Source organism: Ruminococcus sp. Marseille-P328 (assembly GCF_964249465.1).
Classification (GTDB): domain Bacteria; phylum Bacillota; class Clostridia; order Lachnospirales; family Lachnospiraceae; genus Blautia_A; species Blautia_A faecis.
In genome coordinates this window covers 1-20,087 of sequence record NZ_CAXUBQ010000018.1, presented here as the reverse complement: position 1 = coordinate 20,087, position 20,087 = coordinate 1, and the positions used below count along the sequence as shown (strand labels likewise).

At 44.0% G+C, this 20,087-nt stretch carries 17 protein-coding genes; 1 reads left to right on the top strand and 16 read right to left on the bottom strand.

Annotation, left to right across the window (positions count from 1 at the left end):
• Positions 1-178 precede the first annotated feature (178 nt).
• The 12 genes from ACESTK_RS13255 to ACESTK_RS13200 all read right to left on the bottom strand — a co-directional run bounded on the left by ACESTK_RS13255 (position 179) and on the right by ACESTK_RS13200 (position 13,946).
• On the bottom strand, positions 179-850 hold the full coding sequence (locus tag ACESTK_RS13255; protein WP_226855632.1) for a DUF3786 domain-containing protein: 672 nt from the start codon (positions 848-850) through the stop codon (positions 179-181).
• 8 nt (positions 851-858) lie between these two features.
• A complete protein-coding gene (acsV, locus tag ACESTK_RS13250) occupies positions 859-2,802 on the bottom strand; it encodes a corrinoid activation/regeneration protein AcsV (RefSeq protein ID WP_226855631.1) in 1,944 nt (647 codons plus the stop codon).
• A 174-nt stretch (positions 2,803-2,976) separates the two neighbouring features.
• Positions 2,977-3,762 (bottom strand): carbon monoxide dehydrogenase/acetyl-CoA synthase methytransferase subunit, encoded by a 786-nt coding sequence (gene acsE / locus ACESTK_RS13245; RefSeq protein ID WP_021926205.1) that lies wholly within the window; start codon positions 3,760-3,762, stop codon positions 2,977-2,979.
• A 66-nt stretch (positions 3,763-3,828) separates the two neighbouring features.
• Complete coding sequence (gene acsC / locus ACESTK_RS13240; protein ID WP_226855630.1) at positions 3,829-5,175, bottom strand: acetyl-CoA decarbonylase/synthase complex subunit gamma; 1,347 nt, start codon at positions 5,173-5,175, stop codon at positions 3,829-3,831.
• A 24-nt stretch (positions 5,176-5,199) separates the two neighbouring features.
• Positions 5,200-6,141, bottom strand: coding sequence for an acetyl-CoA decarbonylase/synthase complex subunit delta (gene acsD / locus ACESTK_RS13235; RefSeq protein ID WP_226855629.1), 942 nt, complete (start codon positions 6,139-6,141; stop codon positions 5,200-5,202).
• 253 nt (positions 6,142-6,394) lie between these two features.
• Positions 6,395-8,524, bottom strand: coding sequence for an acetyl-CoA decarbonylase/synthase complex subunit alpha/beta (acsB, locus tag ACESTK_RS13230; protein ID WP_226855628.1), 2,130 nt, complete (start codon positions 8,522-8,524; stop codon positions 6,395-6,397).
• A gap of 18 nt (positions 8,525-8,542) precedes the next feature.
• A complete protein-coding gene (locus tag ACESTK_RS13225; RefSeq protein ID WP_195477526.1) occupies positions 8,543-9,316 on the bottom strand; it encodes an AAA family ATPase in 774 nt (257 codons plus the stop codon).
• Between the two features lie 24 nt (positions 9,317-9,340).
• Positions 9,341-11,233, bottom strand: coding sequence for an anaerobic carbon-monoxide dehydrogenase catalytic subunit (gene cooS / locus ACESTK_RS13220; RefSeq protein ID WP_256144150.1), 1,893 nt, complete (start codon positions 11,231-11,233; stop codon positions 9,341-9,343).
• Between the two features lie 186 nt (positions 11,234-11,419).
• Positions 11,420-12,190 carry an AAA family ATPase gene (locus ACESTK_RS13215; protein WP_226855627.1) on the bottom strand — a complete coding sequence of 257 codons (771 nt, stop codon included), beginning with the start codon at positions 12,188-12,190 and terminating at the stop codon, positions 11,420-11,422.
• 42 nt (positions 12,191-12,232) lie between these two features.
• Entirely contained in the window at positions 12,233-13,165 is a 933-nt protein-coding gene (locus ACESTK_RS13210) for a methylenetetrahydrofolate reductase (RefSeq protein WP_118578443.1), read from the bottom strand.
• Positions 13,166-13,355: 190 nt separating this feature from the next.
• Entirely contained in the window at positions 13,356-13,538 is a 183-nt protein-coding gene (locus tag ACESTK_RS13205) for a CooT family nickel-binding protein (protein ID WP_118578444.1), read from the bottom strand.
• A gap of 12 nt (positions 13,539-13,550) precedes the next feature.
• Complete coding sequence (locus ACESTK_RS13200) at positions 13,551-13,946, bottom strand: cobalt transporter (protein ID WP_226855626.1); 396 nt, start codon at positions 13,944-13,946, stop codon at positions 13,551-13,553.
• A 503-nt stretch (positions 13,947-14,449) separates the two neighbouring features.
• Between ACESTK_RS13200 and ACESTK_RS13195 the strand changes: the two genes are divergently transcribed.
• Positions 14,450-15,274 (top strand): aldo/keto reductase, encoded by an 825-nt coding sequence (locus tag ACESTK_RS13195; RefSeq protein ID WP_319017304.1) that lies wholly within the window; start codon positions 14,450-14,452, stop codon positions 15,272-15,274.
• Positions 15,275-15,452: 178 nt separating this feature from the next.
• Here the strand turns inward: ACESTK_RS13195 and ACESTK_RS13190 are convergent, their stop codons facing one another.
• The 4 genes from ACESTK_RS13190 to ACESTK_RS13175 are packed head-to-tail and all read right to left on the bottom strand — an operon-like array spanning position 15,453 to position 19,795.
• Entirely contained in the window at positions 15,453-16,457 is a 1,005-nt protein-coding gene (locus ACESTK_RS13190) for an NAD(P)H-dependent glycerol-3-phosphate dehydrogenase (protein WP_270430863.1), read from the bottom strand.
• 14 nt (positions 16,458-16,471) lie between these two features.
• Positions 16,472-17,119 (bottom strand): glycerol-3-phosphate 1-O-acyltransferase PlsY, encoded by a 648-nt coding sequence (gene plsY / locus ACESTK_RS13185; protein ID WP_195409958.1) that lies wholly within the window; start codon positions 17,117-17,119, stop codon positions 16,472-16,474.
• A 2-nt stretch (positions 17,120-17,121) separates the two neighbouring features.
• Complete coding sequence (gene der / locus ACESTK_RS13180) at positions 17,122-18,447, bottom strand: ribosome biogenesis GTPase Der (protein WP_373119950.1); 1,326 nt, start codon at positions 18,445-18,447, stop codon at positions 17,122-17,124.
• Positions 18,410-19,795, bottom strand: a complete 1,386-nt coding sequence (locus ACESTK_RS13175; RefSeq protein WP_373119948.1) for a DUF512 domain-containing protein — start codon at positions 19,793-19,795, stop codon at positions 18,410-18,412. The genes der and ACESTK_RS13175 overlap by 38 nt, the downstream gene beginning before the upstream one ends.
• Positions 19,796-20,087: the final 292 nt, after the last annotated feature.

Here is a 20,087-nt window from a genome sequence, read left to right as displayed (position 1 = left end):
GTATAATAGCCAGACGCCTCCGCTTAATTTGGATTTATCAAAACGGATCCTGGTGCAGATTTGACAAAAATATCTCCGCCGCACTCCAGTCCGCTTTAATCTAAAAATATATAGCTTATACATTTAAAAAATTTTAAATCTCAGTTAACTTTCATGTAGAATCTGTTCTACTATAATCTTACTGCTCTTTCGCAGCCTTCAGAAAAGCCTTCAAAGAACCGATGATCACATCTCCCATTACCGCCATATCTTCCGCAGCAAAAGACACTGGAAAATTATCAGAAAACAGAATCTGGGAAGACGGTGGAAATTCATCGTCTCCTTCCCAAAGGAGCATCTGGATCTGATAGCCCGGATAAATAGATAATTCATATCCAACATCTCCGAATTTCACCGGACTGCATTTCATATGATCCATTACAAGCCGGAAATCGTCCAGCCTGTTTCCATAGGTAAATGCAAGCCTTTTGATACAGCGTCCGTCAAACTGCCGCAGGTATACTTCTCCCCATGGCATTTCCCGGTAAGTTTTAAACCTGCCAGTCCCCACAGAGGCGGAACCATTTAACAGAAAACGAATGGTAAGAATCTTTGCGTAGATCATATCCTCCAGAGGATAACATTTCTTCTCATCTGCCACATGTTTTACCTGGAAATCCGGATATGTGATCTTATATTCAGAGCCCAGGAAAGTCAGAGTAAATTCCTTAGCCTCTTCATCATATGGAATGGAAAGTCTGGATGCGATCTCCTTCGGGTCAGCTTTTGCATACAGCTCAAGATAATGCTCCCATGGCATTCTCTCCTTGCTGTCTTTATCATAATTTAAGTCATCAATTGTAAATGGCATTTTATTAATTACTTCCTGTTCTGTAAATCATTCATTACATCAGGGAACATTCCCGTATCTGTATGAGGAATAAAGCACGCTCCTACAAATTCGTCCATATAAGTTGGCACTGTAGAAAGCTCCATATATGTCATGTTTGCAGCAAGCTCATAGGTCTTCTTCTCGGCCTCTGTAGAAAGAAGCATCAGATAGGAACCCGTCAGGGAAGAGTTGCCGATATAATGGAATTTCTCCAGAGGGATATCCGGGAACATTCCGATGTTTACAGCATTTCTCATATTGATTCCGCTTCCAATACCACCGGCAACGTATACATCATCGATCATGCTCACGTCAAAATCAAGACTATTTATCATAGTTCTGATAGCTGAGAAAATAGCACCTTTGGCACGGATAAAGTTGTCAATATCAACCTCTGTGATCTCAATATCCTTCACAGAGCCTGCATCCTTTTCAAATGCGATCACATAGCTTCCCATTCCGTATTTATCGTGACGGATTCTCTCCCCCTCACGGACAAATTTACCCTTAGGGTTGATGATTCCGCACATAAAAAGCTCGCTGATCACATCAATGATTCCGGAACCACAAAGTCCAACCGGCTTGGTTCCCGGTTCTCCAACTACTTTATAAGTTGGTTCCATAGTCTCCTTATCAATGGTACAAGCTTCAATAGCTCCATCAGTTGCACGCATACCACAGCTGATATCACCACCCTCAAAAGCCGGACCAGCGGAACATGCACAGCTCATCATAAAATCAGAGTTGCCAAATACCAGCTCACCGTTAGTTCCAAGATCGATAAATAAAGAAAACTCTGGTCTGTTCCAGATCATGCTTACTAAAGTTCCGGCAGTGATATCACCGCCTACATAGCTTCCGATATTTGGCGCAATGATAATATGCGCATCTTTATTGATAGCAATTCCCACATCAGAAGCAAAAAGGGAATTGGTTTTGAAGAATGCTGGAATATACGGCTCCATACGGACCGGATCCGCGTTGATCCCGGCAAACAGATGATTCATCGTTGTATTTGCTCCCACAGACATTCTGTAAATATGGCTGGCTGGAATGCCTGCACTTTTACACATCTGTGCGATCATTGGATTGATTGTCTCTTTAATGACTGCATCCTGCAGTTTCTTCTTACCGCCTGGCTTCTGCTGTTCGATGATACGGTTGATAACATCTGCTCCGAAACGGATCTGTCCGTTTCCAGAGGAAGCCTTGGCAAGAATCTCTCCGGTCTCCATGTTGATCAGGACTGCAGAAACAGTTGTGGTACCAATATCCACTGCAAGTCCGCCCACTACCACTTCTTCATCTTTTCCGAAAATATCGTATACAAAAAGATCATTAGGAGCAGTACGAACTACACATTTTACTTTGAAATGATTTTCCCGGAGGACATCCGGCAATTTTCTTAATACAGCATAAGGAATCCTTACCTGTTTCAGATTCATATATTTCTTTAATGCTCTTGTAAGGCGCTCATTGTCCGGCATGGTGTCATCAAGACTTGGCTCATTCATATCAAGTTCAATTACATCCAAACTGTTTCTGAGCTCAATACCGGTCATTTCTACGTCTCTTTTGGAATTCTCGAAAATGGCAATTTCCTCTTTGGAGCTGAGATCCGCAACCTTCATTCTGCTCTTATAGGCAGATGCAATATCAGGTACCAGCACAGTTACGTCTGCACAGATTTTACTCGTGCACGCAAGACGCCACCCTTCCTGATATTCCTCATCACTGATATGCAAGGTTTTCTTGCTGTCCAGTTCTCCTTTTTTTAACTGTACCCGGCACTTTCCGCAGGAAGCATTTCCGGAGCACGGCGCATCGATGGCCACATTGGCCTCTCTGGCTAATTCAAGTAAATTGTCCCCCGCATTGGCAAAATGTTCTACCACACTGCCATCTTCAAAAGAAAATGTAACCTTAAACATCCGGCACTCACCTTTCTCATATGGTCATATCTGCAAAAACTGGTTATTGCTCACCACATGGGCAATAACCAAAACAGACATTTTTTACATCTTATCCGTTAGAAAAAGGGACTGAGGCCAAAGCCCCAGCCCCTCGTTATATCTACGTCCCTATTAGAAATGAACTATAGATAATTACAGTTCAAGATAGGAATCAGCATACAGGGTGTTGCCCTTGAATACATCGCAGGATTTGATTGTTTCCATAAGACGAAGGTCGTTAGGGTTAACAATTGCGGATGTAAGACCCTGCATCATAGCCATAGCAACTAATGCGGAATCCATGATCGGACGAATGTTCTTCGGCATACCGTTACTGTTGTTAGACAGACCGCCTGTAGAATTCAGTCCCATATCGGAGAACATTTTGATAGCCTCCAGAACTTCCATCTGTTTCTCCTGCATTCCCTTAACAACCAGGAATAACGGATCGAACCACAGATCAGAAGGATCCATGCCAAGTCCCATACCTCTTTCAAGCATGTTCTGGCAGTGCATCATACGCTCGTCATTGTCTGCTGCGATACCATCAGCTGAGCAAAGTGCGATAACGATAGCATCGTTTGCTGCTGCAAGGTCGATGTTCTCGATTCTTCCGCCAGCGTCTGCGGAGTTAACGATCGGTTTTCCTTTACTTCTGTTGTATACAGAAATACCAGCCTCGATAGCTTTCTTATTGGAAGTATCAAGTGCAAGCGGAACATTGTCGAAGTTCTCCTGAAGGAGCTTAACAGCCCATTTCATCAGGTCTTCTCCATCGTTCTCAGCTGGTCCGATGTTTACATCAAGATATACAGCACCAGCATCAAGCTGCTGTTTTGCTCTTTTTAAGATCGGCTCAGGATCTCTCTCTGTAAATGCTTTGTTTACAGATGGTGCTGTTGTGGAAAGTCTCTCACCAATAGTAATAAATTTTGCCATTGTAGTGTTCTCCTTTATTTAAGATTTAGTTGTATAAAGCCTGCTGTTCCAAAATCAACAGTCACATTATGCGTCAAGGTCTTTTAAGAACTTAACAAGCTGTACAGCTTCTCTTGGTCCAACAATGATCTCCCATCCAGGAAGTTTTGCTTCCAGATCACCTTTCAATACGGCAACCTTACCTGGGATAACAAGTCTTCTGCTCTTAACCTTAGGCTCTACGTTCTCTTTGAAGAATGCAGAAATGCTGTTTCCGGAGAATTTACCGGCAGCCCAGGATGTCAGTACGGATAATCCGCCTGCATCGTTGATAACAAGGTTAAGCGGAACACCGGAACGTTCCAGCTCGCCTGTTACAAGGAAATATGTAAGAGCGAAGTCTACTGTTGTTACAACAAGAGAGTTCTCATCTGCGCCGTTCATCGGGTAGATGCCTGGCTCTACACGCATTGGCTTCTGCGGGTCAGTAAATACGTTCTGACGCAGTCCGTATAATGGAAGAGCTTCTGCATATGTCATACGCTCCATAACAATAATGGAACCATATTTCATAGTAAATACAGCTGCAAGTGCTGCCTGAAGGTGATAATCTCCACCAGCAATCTTTGCAAGGTTAACAATGGAAGGATATCCAAAGGTTCTGTCCTGATCTTTCAGAGCTGCACGACGAACCTGAACAGCATTTCCGAATGTCTCTTTCACATCTGCACCTGTTACATCAAGTACCAGATTCTTGTTTCCAAGCTTCTCAAGTGCTGCTACTGTGTCGTATAATTCGTTAAGATCTTTACCGGATACACCGAGAACCACACCAGCTGCTGTTGCAACTGCGTTCATAGCCTCATAGTTGGAAGCATTTGCTCCGTTTAATACCGGTTTGCTGTCTTTACATACTTCAACAGCTGCTTTAGCAATTTCTACATCTGTGCATCCTAATACAAGTGTACGTCCAAGTCCTGCTGCTTTCTGAACAAGAGCAACATATTTGTCTACATCTGCATCAGCATCACAGTTTACATATACAAGCTCTGTGTACATTCTCTCACCGATACGGTCATAGTCAACCTTCGGGATTTCAGCAAGTTTCGCTTCTACTGTAGCATCATCCATACATGTGCAAAGCTCAACTGCATATCTGGACTTGTTTACAAATGTCTTCTCATGTCTGAAAAGAACGGTCTCACCACCAAGGGTAAGCTCCTCTGCGCCTGCGCCAACCTTAATTGTCTTCATTGGCGGAGCTGTTGCCTCGGAAAGAGATGCTAAAGCATCCTCGGACATATGTGGACACTGCTCAATTTTCATAGCGCCCTGTGCAACTTTCATGGAGAAAGCCATACATGTCGGGCATCCACATTCCTTACAGTTTTTCTTTGGTGTTAATTTAAAAATCTGAATACCATTCAGTGCCATATCAATTATTCCTCCTAAAAATTATTACACAAGTGCGTCAATCATCTTAGCGATGGTCTTAACAGACTGTGGATGTCTTAAGATAACTGCGTCAGAACCTGCTGCCAGGTCTGCTGCTGCTGTCATAACTTCCATGTCGATTCCACGCTCGTCCTCAGATCCCCATTCTGGCATATCTTCCTCTGTTGCAACAGATTCTTTTACGCCCCAGGTCTCAGAAGAAACAGGTGTAATAATAGGCATCTGCAGCATGTTATCATTCTGGGATAACGCTGCACCTTTGATACGGTCCATAGTAGATACAACGTACTCATATCCGTAACCAACGGAAGCGGTACCTACGTTCATAACGATTTTCTTCGCATCAACACCTAACTGTGTTGTAACTACGTTCAGCTGTTTTGCAAGGTTGATATCATCAGCAGACTCAGCACCAACGATCTGGTTATAAGCAAGTCCTGCTGCTGCACCGATTGCCTTGTAGTTCTCCTCTTTCTCAGACATAACAATTACGTTTCTGCCCTGAAGAGCCTCTGCAACCTTCGGAAGAAGTTCCGCATCCTTCTCCACGTTCTTGCAGCCTTCAACTACTAATGGACAGTCGATTGCTTCTGCAACCTCTTTTACTACTGCGATAAGCTCTTCTGTAGACTTGTTAACTCCGTTTGGATCTCCGCCATCCAGATTGAGTACAACAAAATCTCCACCCTCCATAGCTGCTGCTTTCTTAGCAATATCAGCCATAGTGGTGCATCCTTCATAGTAAGCTTTGATTCCTGGTGCAAAGTCATCCAGTCCAAGGTCAGTGATTTCTACACCGATTTTCGGACGGTTCTCAGTTGGAGCGTCGAAGGTATAGAAAGGAAATGTGGAATTTCCTCCGATAGTAACCGCTTTATCGCCAGTTCCAACCGTAACAGTGTTGATCTTTGCGTTGAACTTCTGTGGTTTCTGATTAAATGGCATTTCTTAAAGCCTCCTTAAATATTGTAAATATCAGAATATATTATACTACATTTTCTTCTTCCATTACAATGCAGTATTGTCATATTCTGTAAAAAATACATTGAAATTTCCGGATCCATGGCAGAATATTTTAATTTTCCCTCTCCACAGAATTTCAATGCACTCTTATCCATGCCCTGCAATAAATCTACCGGATATCACAGGGCAAGGAAAGTTACTGCCGCAATGCGGCAGTAACTTTATTTGCCCAAAATTACATCATCGGATCAAGTCCAAGTGCCGGATGTCCTTTCTCTGTAAGGAATCCTACCAGAGTCTCAGGATCTGTAGCAACAGTCTCGTCACCGATCATATCTGTAAAATTATCAATTCCATAAAGTTCTTTTGCAGTAGCATTTAATTTCTCTGCAATGAACTCTTTTAATTCTTTTGGCATCCAAACGATACGCTCGACACCGCCCTCAGCCTTCATGAATTTCTTGGAAGCGATGAAGTGTTTACCATGTCCCATAAATCCAGGAGTCTGAACACCACCACCAGTCATGGAAGCCATCTCAGAGAAGGTCATTCCAAGAGGTGTCATACCAGCATACTCACGGTTAGCGATAACTACACCGTTGGAGAATGGCTCGATACCGCAGATACACTCGAAGCATCCGCAGGAGGTCATAGGATCCTGCATGATGGAGTACAGGGTAACGTGCTCAAGAGCACCCTGGGAGAATTTCTGAACTGCCTCATCAACGTCCTCATAAGATCCAAGCTCTTCGTTGATCGGACGCTCTTTTGTGATTACCTGGCAAGGTCCGTTCGGATCAAGCTCGTTGGTAGCTTTTGCATCCAGCCATGAAACGGCTCCGCAAAGTCCAAGTCTCTCCGGTGTAACAACACAAACGTGAGACGGGGAGAATGCCTGGCAGAGGATACAGCTGTAATATACATCAACAGACTCATCAGTCAGGTTTGCAAGACGGTCATCACGTTTTTCGAAGATCGGGATTGCAACCTCATGACGGATTCTGGTACACTCAGCAGGATCTGTGTAGATCACAACTTCACACTTGTCAACTACAGCGTCAAACTCGTTCTTAACCTGAGAGTAAAGAACTTCACCGATATGTTTAATACGGAAGCCTGCATCAAATGCTGCATGGCTGATACGGATACGCTGCATATCTCTCTGGCCTGTGTGGTATACACCCTCAATGCAGTTGATGTAGTTATGGAATTTACGCTCGATAACAGGCTCGAAGTCAGGCTGCATGTTCTTGCCGGCAACCTTAACAACGTATGCGATGCTGTTCTTGCTTCCTTCTTCCATCTCATCAACTTCCGGTCCTACAACTGTAATCTTGTGATCCTCAACTTCAGAAGCATCACAGGTATGTACAAGCTCTGCACAGTCTACACGGGAACCATCGAACTCAACCTGCATATCTTTACGACGGATGATCTCACCCTCAAATGCAGATGCAAATGCAACAGGGATATCAATGTTTGTGATTTTGATCTTAATATCACGAGCCTCAAGGGAAGTAGCGTTGAATTTGCTTACGTCCTCCTGAACAATAAGGCTCTTTGGTACGCGGAAGATGTTCTCTGTCTCGTTTGTGATTACCGGGAAGCCAAGTGCGATAGCGCCAGCTCCGCAAGCAACTACAACGTCATCCAGAGGTCCGAATGCGTTAACGAATGCCGGAACACGGTCCATGGTGTATTTCATAAGTGTACCTGCATCTCCAGGTGTTACGTTACCGAAGATCAGAGCTGCACGAAGTGCAACAGATACAACGTGGATAACTGCTGTAACATCTTTTCCAAGAGGAATAACACGTACGTTTGCTCCGGTGTTCATGCCAGCCTCTTTAACCTGGTCAATGATTCCGCCAACCAGTGTTACAAGGATACCCTGTGCCTGATAGCTCTTTACAAGTGCAACACCCTCTTCTACAGATGGAGCTGTTCCAAGGATAACTGCTACACCAGGGATGTCTCCTGTTACAAGCGGTACACCAAGTTCACGGATCACAGCATCTGCAAGGTGTCCATAGCATGGCTCCTCATATGGTGTTGCTCCGTCAATATATTTCAGAACTTCGATGAACTCTGCGCAAAGTGCGGTAGCAATACCGGACATAAATGCGTCGTTCAGTCTTTTCTCTCTTGTCATAAGAGTTTTTACAACGCCAAGAGCCTCTTTTAACTCTTTTAAGGTTGTAATCTTGGTTCCTGTTACAGAATAGTAACAAGGAAGGCTGTAAGCGGTATCAGGGAAGCTTACTGCTTTGTCTTCGCCATGCTGTGCGATGGCTGCATCAATAGCGCCCTCTGTTAATCCATAAACAGCGTCGTTTCCGCTGAATACTCTATCAAATAAAGTCACTGTAGTACCTCCTATTATTTACAGACTGTTTTCATTGTCTATCTTTTCTTTAATCTTTCTGATTTCGGCTGTTACGGTCTCGCTGAAATCATAGGGAGATTTGCCCTGGCGATCTGCGTCCATAACTTCTACGTTGTAGTGGATCATTCCAAGAAGATCTTCTGCCGGAATCTTGTTTCGAATAAATTCTTCATCCTCTTCGTTCCGTACTTTGTTGGCCACTACCTTAACCTGAGTAATGCCAAGATCCTTTGCAAGACGTTTTACGTTCTTGTAGGTCTGTACACTTCTTGCACCTGGTTCGATCACCACAATAAATTCATCCATGCTCTCCGTGGTTCCCCGGCCCAGATGCTCCAGACCGGCTTCCATATCCATAATCACCACATCATCCCTGTGTACTACAAGGTTGCTGATGATTCTTTTTAACATGACATGTTCAGGACAGACACATCCGCCTCCGCCTGTTTCCACGGTTCCAAGGACAAGCAGCTTTACACCATTACAAACCTTTCCGTAGGTGTCCGGAATATCGTCCACCTTCGGATTCAGTGTATAAAACTGATTCTGGCTGTTGGCTCCGGTACGCTCCTCTACCAGCTTACGCATCTTGGAAATGGGAACAATGGAATCCAGTGTTTCCTCATCGAATCCAAGCGCCAGTCCCAGGTTTGCGTCCGGGTCAACATCAGCTGCAAGGACCTTTTTCCCTTCATCTGCATATAATCTGGCAAGTGTTGCCGCAAAAGTTGTCTTTCCTACTCCGCCTTTACCGGTTACTGCTATTTTCATAAGTTAATCGCGCCTTTCCTTCGATCAGATTCCGAGAGCGTCACGTTTCTCTTCGATTCTCGCAATCATAAGATCGCCTAATTTATCAATATCTTTCTCAACTGTATATGCTGCCTCTACCCAGTCACGTACACCTTCTGTAAGGAGGCCTGCAACCTCTGTAGAACCGGAAACATATGGGTCTACACCAAGATAAGTATCAAGACCAGTTGCTACTACATAGTTTCCAATGGAAACTGCCTTCTCAGACATCCACTCAGGAGCACATCCTACTACTGGAAGCTGGGAAATGTTCAGTCCGGAATCCTTGGCAAGCTCAGATGCAAGGATCAGCATACGGCTGATATCAACACAGGATCCCATATGTAATACTGGCGGGATATCTGCAAGCTCGCAAACACGTTTCAGACCAGCACCGCAAAGATCTTTTGCAGCTTTGTCCATAAGTCCTGCACGAGCAGCTGCCTGTGCGGAACATCCGGAAGCGATGATCACGATATCGTTTGCGATCAGTTTCTTCATAAGTTCGATGTGAGCTGTGTCAGGTCTTACCTTCGGGTTGTTACATCCAACCATAGCAACAGCACCACGGATAACACCAGATGTAATACACTCAAGGAGAGGTTTGGTGGTACCAGTCTCGTCTACCTGAGAGTTTGTTACGCCGTCAAGTGTCTTAACGATTGCTTCTACAGAGTAACCAACAGTAGCTTTATGTTTCAAATCCGGGATATGTACAAGCTCTGGTTTTCTGTTCTTGAAGTTTTCACATGCAAGTTTTACAATCTGTTTTGCTTTCTCTCCTGCTGTACCTGCATCAAATTCAATGAAATCGGAATCTGGCATCTGGCAGATTGGAGAAGTTGTGATAAATTTTGTATGGAAGCATTTGGAAAGAGGTCCAAGTGCTGGGAAAATACACTGAACGTCAACTACGATTGCCTCACAGGCACCTGTCAGTACAACGTTCTCCTGCTGTAAAAAGTTACCAGCCATCGGAATACCGCGACGCATTGCAACCTCATTAGATGTACAGCATACACCGGAAACAGTGATTCCCTTAGCGCCCATGGATTTCGCATAGTCGATCATCTCTTTGCTGTCTGCATACTCACAGATCATCTCAGAAAGACTCGGGTCATGTCCATGAACAACGATGTTTACATTCTCTGCATTCATAACACCAAGGTTAGCCTCGGTATCGATTGGCTTTGGAGTTCCGAAAAGAACATCGGAGAACTCAGTTCCGCACATGGAACCGCCCCATCCATCGGAAAGACCGTTACGAAGCGCCTGACGGATCAGAGCCTCCGGTTTACTTGTGTTACCCATATGAGTCATATGAAGTGCACAGGAAACCTCACGGTCGATTGCTCTTGGCTCAATTCCAGCTGCATGCCACAGATCCTGTGTATGCTGAGGTGCTCTCTTAAGCCATCTGGAATATCCTCTGATCTTTCCGTATTCTTCCTGAGCAAGATCAGACATTTCATGAGCCAGATCATAGATATCTTTACCTTCTGTCTCAACGCCCCACTCTTTTGCAATACGGATCAGCTTCTCAGGATCTTTTACCTGGTAATCGCCGCCCTCTTTTGCATGTCCAAGTGTGATACAGATTTCACGTCCGTGATCAGAGTGTGTAGCTGCGCCGCCTGCTGTGAAACGAAGGAAGTTTCTTCCTACAATACCATGTACATCGCATCCACAGATACCTCTCGGTGCCTTAGGTGTAATACGGCACGGACCCATTGAACAGATTCGGCAACATACGCCCTGCTCACCGAATTTACAGTGTGGAGTCTGATTCTTAACACGCATCTGCCAGGAATCAGCGCCTACCTTTGCACCAGTCTCAAGAAGACGGGCTGTGGCAGCTTCGAATTCTTCCACTGTAGTTAATTTGAATTCACTCATTATTGACCTCCTCTAAGTATGTGTTACTTTTGATAAATTTATTTATATTCCGTTTTCCGGAACCCATCCCCTCCCATGGGATAAATACCTGGCAAAAATTCCGCAGCAGCGTTCTTGCCTGCTGCGAATTATAATGCCGTTTCTATCCTCTTATCACATAAACATGTGGGGTAAGGGGGACTTCCCTTATAAAACAAGCTTATCTACGATCTCACGAAGAGCCATCTTTACCGGATTATCTTCCGGAAGACCTGCAGTCGGTTTACCCTCGCAGTCATACTCGTAAACAGTCTCATCCTGCGGCACTACGCCCAGAAGATGAAGACCCTGCTTCTCAATCTCTTCTCTGATTCCGTCATTCAGCTTTCCGCTAGGAGCACGGTTAATGATAAGTCCTACTGTATCCGGGTGCATATCACATTCTTTAATAAGTTCTGCAATACGGCCTACAGCCTGTACACCTCTTCTGGAACAGTCGCTGACCAGAATCGCTGTCTGCATGGACGGAAGTACTCCCCTGCTGATGTGCTCCATACCAGCTTCGTTATCAACTACGATATAAGGATAATTATTCTGGTATTTGGCAAGCTGGGTCTGAAGAAGTCCGTTTACAAAACAGTAGCAGCCTTTTCCCTGGGTTCTGCCCATAACCAGAAGATCAAAATCATCATCTTCTACCAGAGCATCCTCAAAACGTCTTTCAGCGTAATCAGCCTTGGACATTCCCGCCGGGATCGGATTCTCGCTTGCAAGCTCTGCGCGGGCAATTTCTTCCCTTACATCACCAAGTGTAGTCTCCACTTCTACTCCAAGAACTTCGTTCAGATTTGAGTTTGCGTCAGCATCTACTGCAAGGATCGGTCCTTTGCCTTTCTCGCAGAGATACTGAATCAGCATTCCGCATAGTGTGGTTTTACCAACGCCGCCTTTACCTGCGACAGCAATTACATGTGCCATAATACTATCAATTGCCTCCTGAAAAATTTAAGTAAAAATCGATTAGATTAAAGTACAAAGTCCGGATCTGTCAATGATCTCGGATACATCTTTCCATTTATTCAAAGCATACAGATGGATGCCATCTACGCCGAGAGCGCGGTACTCGTCGATCTGTCTGATCGTGTACTCGATTCCCTCTTCTTTGAATCTCTTGATCTTATCATCATAGAACATATCAAACGGCTTGCCATCAGCATCTTTTGCTGCAAATGGATTCGGGAACAGCCAGTTTCTGGAGATGAGTCTGCAAAGCTCACGGTCCATTACACAACCGTTACGGGAAAGTGCCATATTAATTGTAGCGGACATGTCAAGGATTGGCATAACTCCTACGTCTACAGGCATTGTAACACCAGCCTCACGGATTGAATCCAGCCAGTATTTAAACTGCTCCATATCCCAGCAAAGCTGAGTCATGATATAATCGGCACCATTGTCCTGTTTCTGTCTCAGAACTGCAATATCAGCATCAAGGCTGCGGCATGCAATGTGCCCCTCCGGGGATCCTGCAACTGCGATTTCAAATTTGTCACCAAATTCGTCACGGACAAATTTAACAAGATCTGTTGCGTAGTTGAAATCACCGCAGGTTGTTGTCTCACCAAGCGGAATATCTCCACGAAGTGCAAGCATATGATCTACACCTTCTGCAAGGTACTGATCCAGCTGCTCTTTGATTCCCTCTTTCGTGTTCTTGATTACTGTGAAATGGGTAACCGGTGTTGTTCCGGCTTTCTTGATCATCTGGCATACTTCTCTGTTAGCACCAACGTTTCCGCCGCCTGCACCGTATGTACAGGAAATGTACGCAGGTTTGTATTTCATCAGATGATCGATCGTCCCAGGAAGGTTATCCATCCCCTTTTCTGTCTTCGGCGGAAATAGCTCGAAAGACAGAAGCATTCTTTCTCTCATTGCTTCTGACAATTTCATAATTACATACCTCCACGTATTAAGTAATTTTTATTCTAAAGGCATAACGCCTCAAGACCTGATAAGCGTCACGGGTTGCTGAAGCAATCCGCTTTTATCTTTCTTCATCAGTAGAAAACGTTACTGTGCATTTTGTTCACAAACGCACCTTGTAAAACATTTCCACTGAACCGTAATCAGGAAATCCATGTCAGTCACATTTTACTTTAACGATACTGTTCGCAAGGTCTACCATAAGGATGGTTCCCTCTACTACTCTTTCATCGCCCATAATATCACGGAGAACAAGTTTGTTTCCATCTACATTAATACGGCTGACGTTCTTGAAGATTACAGAATCGTCATTTTCTTTATATACAGTTGCTAAACACATAATAATGCCTCCTTATTTCGTTTCCTCTTTTACAAGAGTCAGGGCAAGGCCAAGGCGCATGTTGCCTTTCTGGAAATCAGATACGCTTTCCTTAATGGTCTTCGCAGCGGCATCCATACCCATCTTGGCAAGATTATCCGCCATCTGATCAAGTTCTGCTGCATGGTGCTCATTGTGCTGCAGCATATAGGTAAGAAGAGCTACTGTCTCATTCTTGCAGTCCCCTCCCTGACAGCCGCCGCAGTCTGTACTGCAATTCTGTCCCTCATTATGTGTATGGTCATGACCTTCTGATCCGTCATGGGTATGCGCATGTGTATGGCTCACTCCGTCTGCATGGGTATGCTGGTGAGTATGCTCATGACCATGCTGGATCAGATTGCCGTTTTCATCTTTGATCAAATGCATAGTAAATACTCCTTTCCGCCTTGAATGTGGCAGACAAATCATAACATCGTTTCTCTTCCAGGCACGAAAAAAACTCACGCCGGCAACGTGAGAAAACATGTAAGAATGGATATAAAGATATTCTATTCCCTTTTAATATAATGAGATTCCGCATACCTCTTACCTTCATGCATAACACATTTTCTTTCTTCCACCTAAAAATCGCAGAGTTATGACATAAATTTATCAAATTTTTCTTTTATTATACAACCTTTCTCATTATTACGCAAGGAGATAATTATAAAATTTCACCAAATTTCAACGCTTTACCACACAAATATATGTTTTAATTTCTGTACAATTTTACCAGTTTTTTCTAAAGTTTGTCTAAAGATTAACGAATGCGTATTTAAGTAAAAAACAGGTGAATGTTTTGTAATTATATGCTATAATGAATGAAATTTATTGGTTGCTGATCACTTCATGAGCAGCAGCATTTATTGTTTAATGAGGAGGAATTAGCTTTGAGAGAAACCGTATTCCTGAATACCGACAGAGAAATGCCCCTTTTAGGGCTTGGTGTATATAAAACAGCAGATAACGAAGCAGAGACAGCCATTACAGCCGCAGTGGACGCAGGTTATCGTCTTATCGACACTGCTTCCGCATACAAAAATGAAGAAAGCGTAGGCAAGGCAATCGCCAAATGCGGTATCCCCCGTAAGGAACTTTTTATCACCAGCAAGATCTGGAACAATGCGCAGCGCCTTGGAGATGTAGATGGTGCTTTTTATAGAAGCATGGAGCGGTTGAAGCTGGATTACCTGGATCTTTATCTGATTCACTGGCCGGTGCCAGGCTGTTACACTGGAACTTGGCTGGAGATGGTCAAACTTCTTGAAACTGGCCGTGTACTTTCCATCGGCGTCAGCAATTTCCAGATCCATCATCTGGAAGAGCTTAAGAAAATTTCCGGTATTGTACCTGCCGTCAACCAGATTGAATGTCATCCGCTTTGCTATCCGAAAGAACTGATTGAATATTGCCAGTCGGAAGGAATTCAGGTTCAGGCTTATGCGCCGCTTGCCAGAGGTGCTTACCTTGACAATGATGTAATGTGCGTTCTCGGGACCAAGTATGCACATACCCCTGCTCAGGTCGGTCTTCGCTGGGCAATCCAGAAGGGTATTTCTGTAATTCCGAAATCCGTCAATCCAGACCGCATTGCTTCCAACGCCAATATTTTTGATTTCAACATTGAGGATGAAGATATGGCGATCATGGATACTTTAAACGAAGATCTCCATACATCCCATGTGCCGGATGATCTGAAGGATGTTATTTTTTAATCTTTTCATCCTTTGTAAATTATTAACTGCCAGGACAGTGAGCATACTCTTTTGTTTTTTTGCTCACTGCTCTGGCAGTTTTTTACGTTTCTATTCTTTCAGTTATATTTTCTGTATTTTATATTTCGCAGCAGCTTATTTGCTGAATATAGCATTCACAGTTCCCGGGAAATAGCATTTACAGTTCCCAGGAAATTTCCCCCTGTTTTTCTCTCTGCATCAGATCTTTCACAGCTTCAGATGCAGGCTTGTTTTCAAACAGAAGCTTATTTACTTCCATAATGATCGGCATTTCCACATCATATTTTTCAGCCAGCGCTTTGGCTGCCTTTGCGGAATAAACGCCCTCCACAACCATCTGTACTTCATCCATAGCCTGCTGCATGGTGTATCCCTTTCCCATCAGATAGCCGGCGCGTCTGTTTCGGCTGTGCACACTGGCACAGGTAACGATCAGATCACCAATTCCGGAAAGGCCGGCAAAAGTCTCCAGTTTAGCGCCCATCTTGGCACCAAGCCGCGCCATCTCTGCGATTCCCCTTGTGATCAAAGCAGCCTTTGTATTGTCTCCATACCCTAAGCCATCAGCAGTCCCTGCTGCCAGGGCGATTACATTCTTAAGGGCACCGCCAAGCTCTACCCCCAGCATATCCGGTGTCGTATACACCCGGAAAACAGGGCTCATAAAAAGGCCCTGGAGATATTCAGCGGTCTCTTTTTTGCGGGCACTGACTACACACGTAGTAGGGAGTCCGCGGCTTACTTCTTCCGCATGGCTTGGACCTGAAAGCACACAAACATCTGCCTGGGGAATCTCTTCTTTAATAATATCACACACAGGCATAAGTGTATTTTCTTCTACACCTTTCGCCACATTTACAATAATCTGCCCCCTTCGAATCAATGGGGAAAGCCGTTTGCTGATAGCACGCATATAAGCGGATGGTGAGGCAAACACAACTATATCTGGTGAATCCAAAGCTGTCTTTTCATCACCGGTTATCACAATTCCATCTGGAATTGTAATTCCGGGAAGCTTTTTCGGATCCTCCCGGGTCTGATTCAGACTGGCTGCCTTTTCCGGATGTGCAGACCACAACATAACCTGATGACCATTGTTGTGAAGCAGTATTGCAAGTGCTGTTCCCCAGCTTCCGGTTCCCATTACGCTGATTTTTGCCATTTTATCACCTCATCTTATTTGGCTGCAGTTTTCGCTGCACCAAGCTTATTCTCAGTTCCATTTAAAAGGCGGTAAATATTCGCCCTGTGTCTGTAAATTGCAAGTGCTGTCATAAGTCCCATGATCACATCCATCTCAAGTGTATGGGGGAAATCCATGCCATAACTTCCTATAGCGCCAAACCCAATGAAGCAAACCAGCGCACCTGCATATGCCGCCATTGACCCCAATGACACATAGCGGGTAATGGCTACCAGCCCAATAAAGATCACTGCGCAGATCAGAAATACTCTCCAGTCCATTGCCAGCAGCATTCCCGCAGAAGCTGCAATTCCCTTGCCGCCCCTGAATCCAAGATAAAATGGAAAATTATGTCCAAGCACACAGCCTGCTGCCGTGTACATGCCAAGCAATGGAAGAATTTCCTGATACCGATTCTCAAATACTGCATCCACGATCAGAATGGCAATCACACATTTCAGCATATCGCCAATAAGAGTCATTGCCCCCGCTTTTTTCCCAAGGGTACGAAGGGCATTGGTAGTTCCTGCATTGCCGCTTCCATATTGACGGATATCCATGTGATGGATTTTTCCAATAATGTATGACGTCTGAAACATTCCAAACAAATATCCAATAGCCAGACAAATAATACGTTCCATCTTTATTCCTTCTCTCCGCGCTCTCTTACAATAAATTTCAGCGGTGTACCGCCAAAGTCAAAGGCATCCCGGATTTTATTTTCCAGATATCTGGTATAGGAAAAATGCATAAGTTCTTTGTCATTGACAAAGATTACGAATGTAGGCGGTTTTACCGCAACCTGTGTCATATAGAAAATTTTCAGGCGGCGGCCCCTGTCAGACGGCGGCTGCTGCATGGCAACTGCTTCTGCAAGGATCTCATTAAGCACACCAGTCTGGATACGCATAGTCTGATTCTCAATTACCGCATCCAGTGTCTCAAACATTCTGGAAATCCGAAGTCCTGTTCTGGCAGAAATAAATACGATTTCTGCATAAGGCATAAAGGAAAGAACCTCCCGAATACGGTTGGTATGTTTGTAAATGGTCTTGTCATTTTTTTCAATAGCATCCCATTTATTCACTGCAATGATCACACCCTTGCCTTTCTCATGGGCAATTCCGGCAATTTTTGCATCCTGCTCTGTAACGCCTTCCGATGCGTCAATCATTACAACTACAACATCTGCACGTTCTACAGCTGTTACAGTACGGATCACACTGAAGCGCTCAATTTCTTCTTTTACTTTTGCTTTCCGGCGAAGTCCGGCTGTATCGATAAAAATATAATCTTTTTCGTTCCAGGTAACCTTCGTATCAACTGCATCACGAGTGGTTCCGGCAACATCCGAAACGATTACACGGTCTTCCCCCAGCAGCTTATTGATCAGAGAGGACTTACCAACATTAGGTTTACCTACAATAGCAATCTTCGGAATATCAGAATCCTCATCCTCTCTCGTATCCTCCGGGAAATGTTTTACGACCTCATCAAGCATATCTCCAAGTCCCTGACGGTTAGCTGCAGAAATGGCAAATGGCTCGCCGATTCCCAGATTATAAAATTCATAAACATCCATCATATATTTCTGAATGCTGTCCACTTTATTCACTGCAAGTACCACTGGTTTGCCGCTGCGGCGAAGCATATCTGCAACTTTCGCATCAGAATCCACAAGTCCCTGATGTACATCTGTAATAAAGATAATGACATCTGCAGTATCAATAGCGATCTGAGCCTGCTCCCTCATCTGAGAAAGAATCACATCGCCACTATCCGGTTCAATACCACCTGTGTCAATAATAGTAAAATCATTATCCAGCCATGATACATCTGCATAAATTCTGTCTCTGGTTACACCTGGCGTATCTTTAACAATGGAAATCTTATCCCCTGCCAGTACATTAAACAATGTGGATTTTCCTACATTAGGCCTGCCCACAATTGCTACTACCGGTTTGCTCATACATTTGTCTCCTTTTCTGTTTCTTATGTTCAATCGGATCAAGGACTGCAGACACAAGGTCTGAACCACCTTCATCCACAATTACAATTTCTACGTTCAGTTTCCTGGAAAGCTCTTCCACAGAGATATCATCCAGAAAAATATCTTCTTCATTTTTCAGCATGTTGCAGGGAAGCAAAAGCTTCTCTCCAAGATCTCTGCCGCTTAATTGTCTGATCAGATCCTGTCCCGTGATCAAACCAGACACCGTAATCGTTTCTCCGAAAAATTCGTTTCTTATGGAGATCACATCCACGTCTACATTTGGAAATTTCTCATGGATCATCTCCATATATTTCTTAATAAATGGTGCCGCCAAAGCTCCTGTAGCACTGACAGCCTTTATCCTTCGGTCATCTCCTGCCCTGCCTGCAACAGCTTCTTTCACTTCTTCGCCAAGGAGCCGAAGCATTCCCACACCGTTTTCCAGCTGAAGATAGCCATCATAGGACTCTTCCATGGGCAGATCCTTCCCTGCCAGAATGTACCATTCATCTGAAGCATGGATAAAATGAATGCCATACTGGTCCATCATTTTCTTCTGCCAGGAATGAATAATCTCCAGAACTTCTAATGCATCTTCCTTCTGAAACTGTTCCATCGGATACAACCCCTCACGAAACTTAGTCAGACCAACCGGAACTACTGAAACGCTCTGAAGTACTGGTGCGTAGGCAGACATCTTGCGAATACTGTCATCCAGTTCCTTACCGTCATTAACTCCTTTGCACAAAACAATCTGCCCATTCATAGTGATTCCTGCATCATACAGTTTCTGAAGCTTCTTCAATGCATCCCCGGCGAAGCGGTTATGGAGCATTTTACATCTCAGTTCCGGATTCATGGTCTGGATGGAAATATTAATGGGCTCCAGATGGTACCGGATGATCCGGTCTATATCATGATCACTCATATTGGTCAGGGTCACATAATTTCCCTGTATGAAGGACAATCTGGAATCATCATCTTTAAAATAAAGAGTATCTCTCATTCCAGGCGGCATCTGGTCAATAAAACAGAAAATGCAGTGATTGGAACAGGAACGATAATCATCCATCAGATCCTTCTCAAAGGTAATCCCAAGGTCTTCTTCATATTCCTTCTCCACCTCCAGCTCCCAGATCTCTCCGTTTGCCTTTTCCACTTCCAGAACAACGAATTCTTCATTTATCAGATATCTGTAGTCAAATATATCTTCCACAGGCTGACCGTTTACAGTGAGCAGTATATCTCCCGGCACAAGCTCCAGTTCCTGTGCGATACTTCCATCCTGCACAATTGCAATCACGTGTTTGTTTTGTTTCTTCACATTTATCTCCATTATAAGTCAAATGCGATCTGTCGCGTCAGCTCTGTTCCAGAATCTGTTTGAAAAATCATTTTTCAAATACATTTTTAGATTCAGAGACCCGAATACAACATCACAGATCGTCCATCTCTGGCTCAGCATAATAAAGCCATTATTTTTAATATAACAAGTTTTCCCGAAAAACACAACAAAAACTTTCATTTCCTGCTCACGTCTATGAACCATTTATGATAATGTCCTAATATACCATAAAGGAAAATGTCCCAATGTAGTATAATGCTTCCATCAACAG

Excerpts from the sequence above, each read along its gene's own strand:
- ACESTK_RS13200 (WP_226855626.1), bottom strand. The coding sequence starts at position 13,946 with ATGCATTTGATCAAAGATGAAAACGGCAATCTGATCCAGCATGGTCAT.
- ACESTK_RS13215 (WP_226855627.1), bottom strand. The coding sequence starts at position 12,190 with ATGGCACATGTAATTGCTGTCGCAGGTAAAGGCGGCGTTGGTAAAACC.
- acsD (WP_226855629.1), bottom strand. The coding sequence starts at position 6,141 with ATGCCATTTAATCAGAAACCACAGAAGTTCAACGCAAAGATCAACACT.
- ACESTK_RS13225 (WP_195477526.1), bottom strand. The coding sequence starts at position 9,316 with ATGAAAATAGCAGTAACCGGTAAAGGCGGAGTAGGAAAGACAACTTTT.
- acsE (WP_021926205.1), bottom strand. The coding sequence starts at position 3,762 with ATGGCAAAATTTATTACTATTGGTGAGAGACTTTCCACAACAGCACCA.
- cooS (WP_256144150.1), bottom strand. The coding sequence starts at position 11,233 with ATGAGTGAATTCAAATTAACTACAGTGGAAGAATTCGAAGCTGCCACA.
- der (WP_373119950.1), bottom strand. The coding sequence starts at position 18,447 with ATGAGCAAACCGGTAGTAGCAATTGTGGGCAGGCCTAATGTAGGAAAA.
- ACESTK_RS13190 (WP_270430863.1), bottom strand. The coding sequence starts at position 16,457 with ATGGCAAAAATCAGCGTAATGGGAACCGGAAGCTGGGGAACAGCACTT.
- acsC (WP_226855630.1), bottom strand. The coding sequence starts at position 5,175 with ATGGCACTGAATGGTATTCAGATTTTTAAATTAACACCAAAGAAAAAC.
- ACESTK_RS13210 (WP_118578443.1), bottom strand. The coding sequence starts at position 13,165 with ATGAAATTGTCAGAAGCAATGAGAGAAAGAATGCTTCTGTCTTTCGAG.
- acsV (WP_226855631.1), bottom strand. The coding sequence starts at position 2,802 with ATGTTTAAGGTTACATTTTCTTTTGAAGATGGCAGTGTGGTAGAACAT.
- plsY (WP_195409958.1), bottom strand. The coding sequence starts at position 17,119 with ATGGAACGTATTATTTGTCTGGCTATTGGATATTTGTTTGGAATGTTT.
- ACESTK_RS13255 (WP_226855632.1), bottom strand. The coding sequence starts at position 850 with ATGCCATTTACAATTGATGACTTAAATTATGATAAAGACAGCAAGGAG.
- ACESTK_RS13205 (WP_118578444.1), bottom strand. The coding sequence starts at position 13,538 with ATGTGTTTAGCAACTGTATATAAAGAAAATGACGATTCTGTAATCTTC.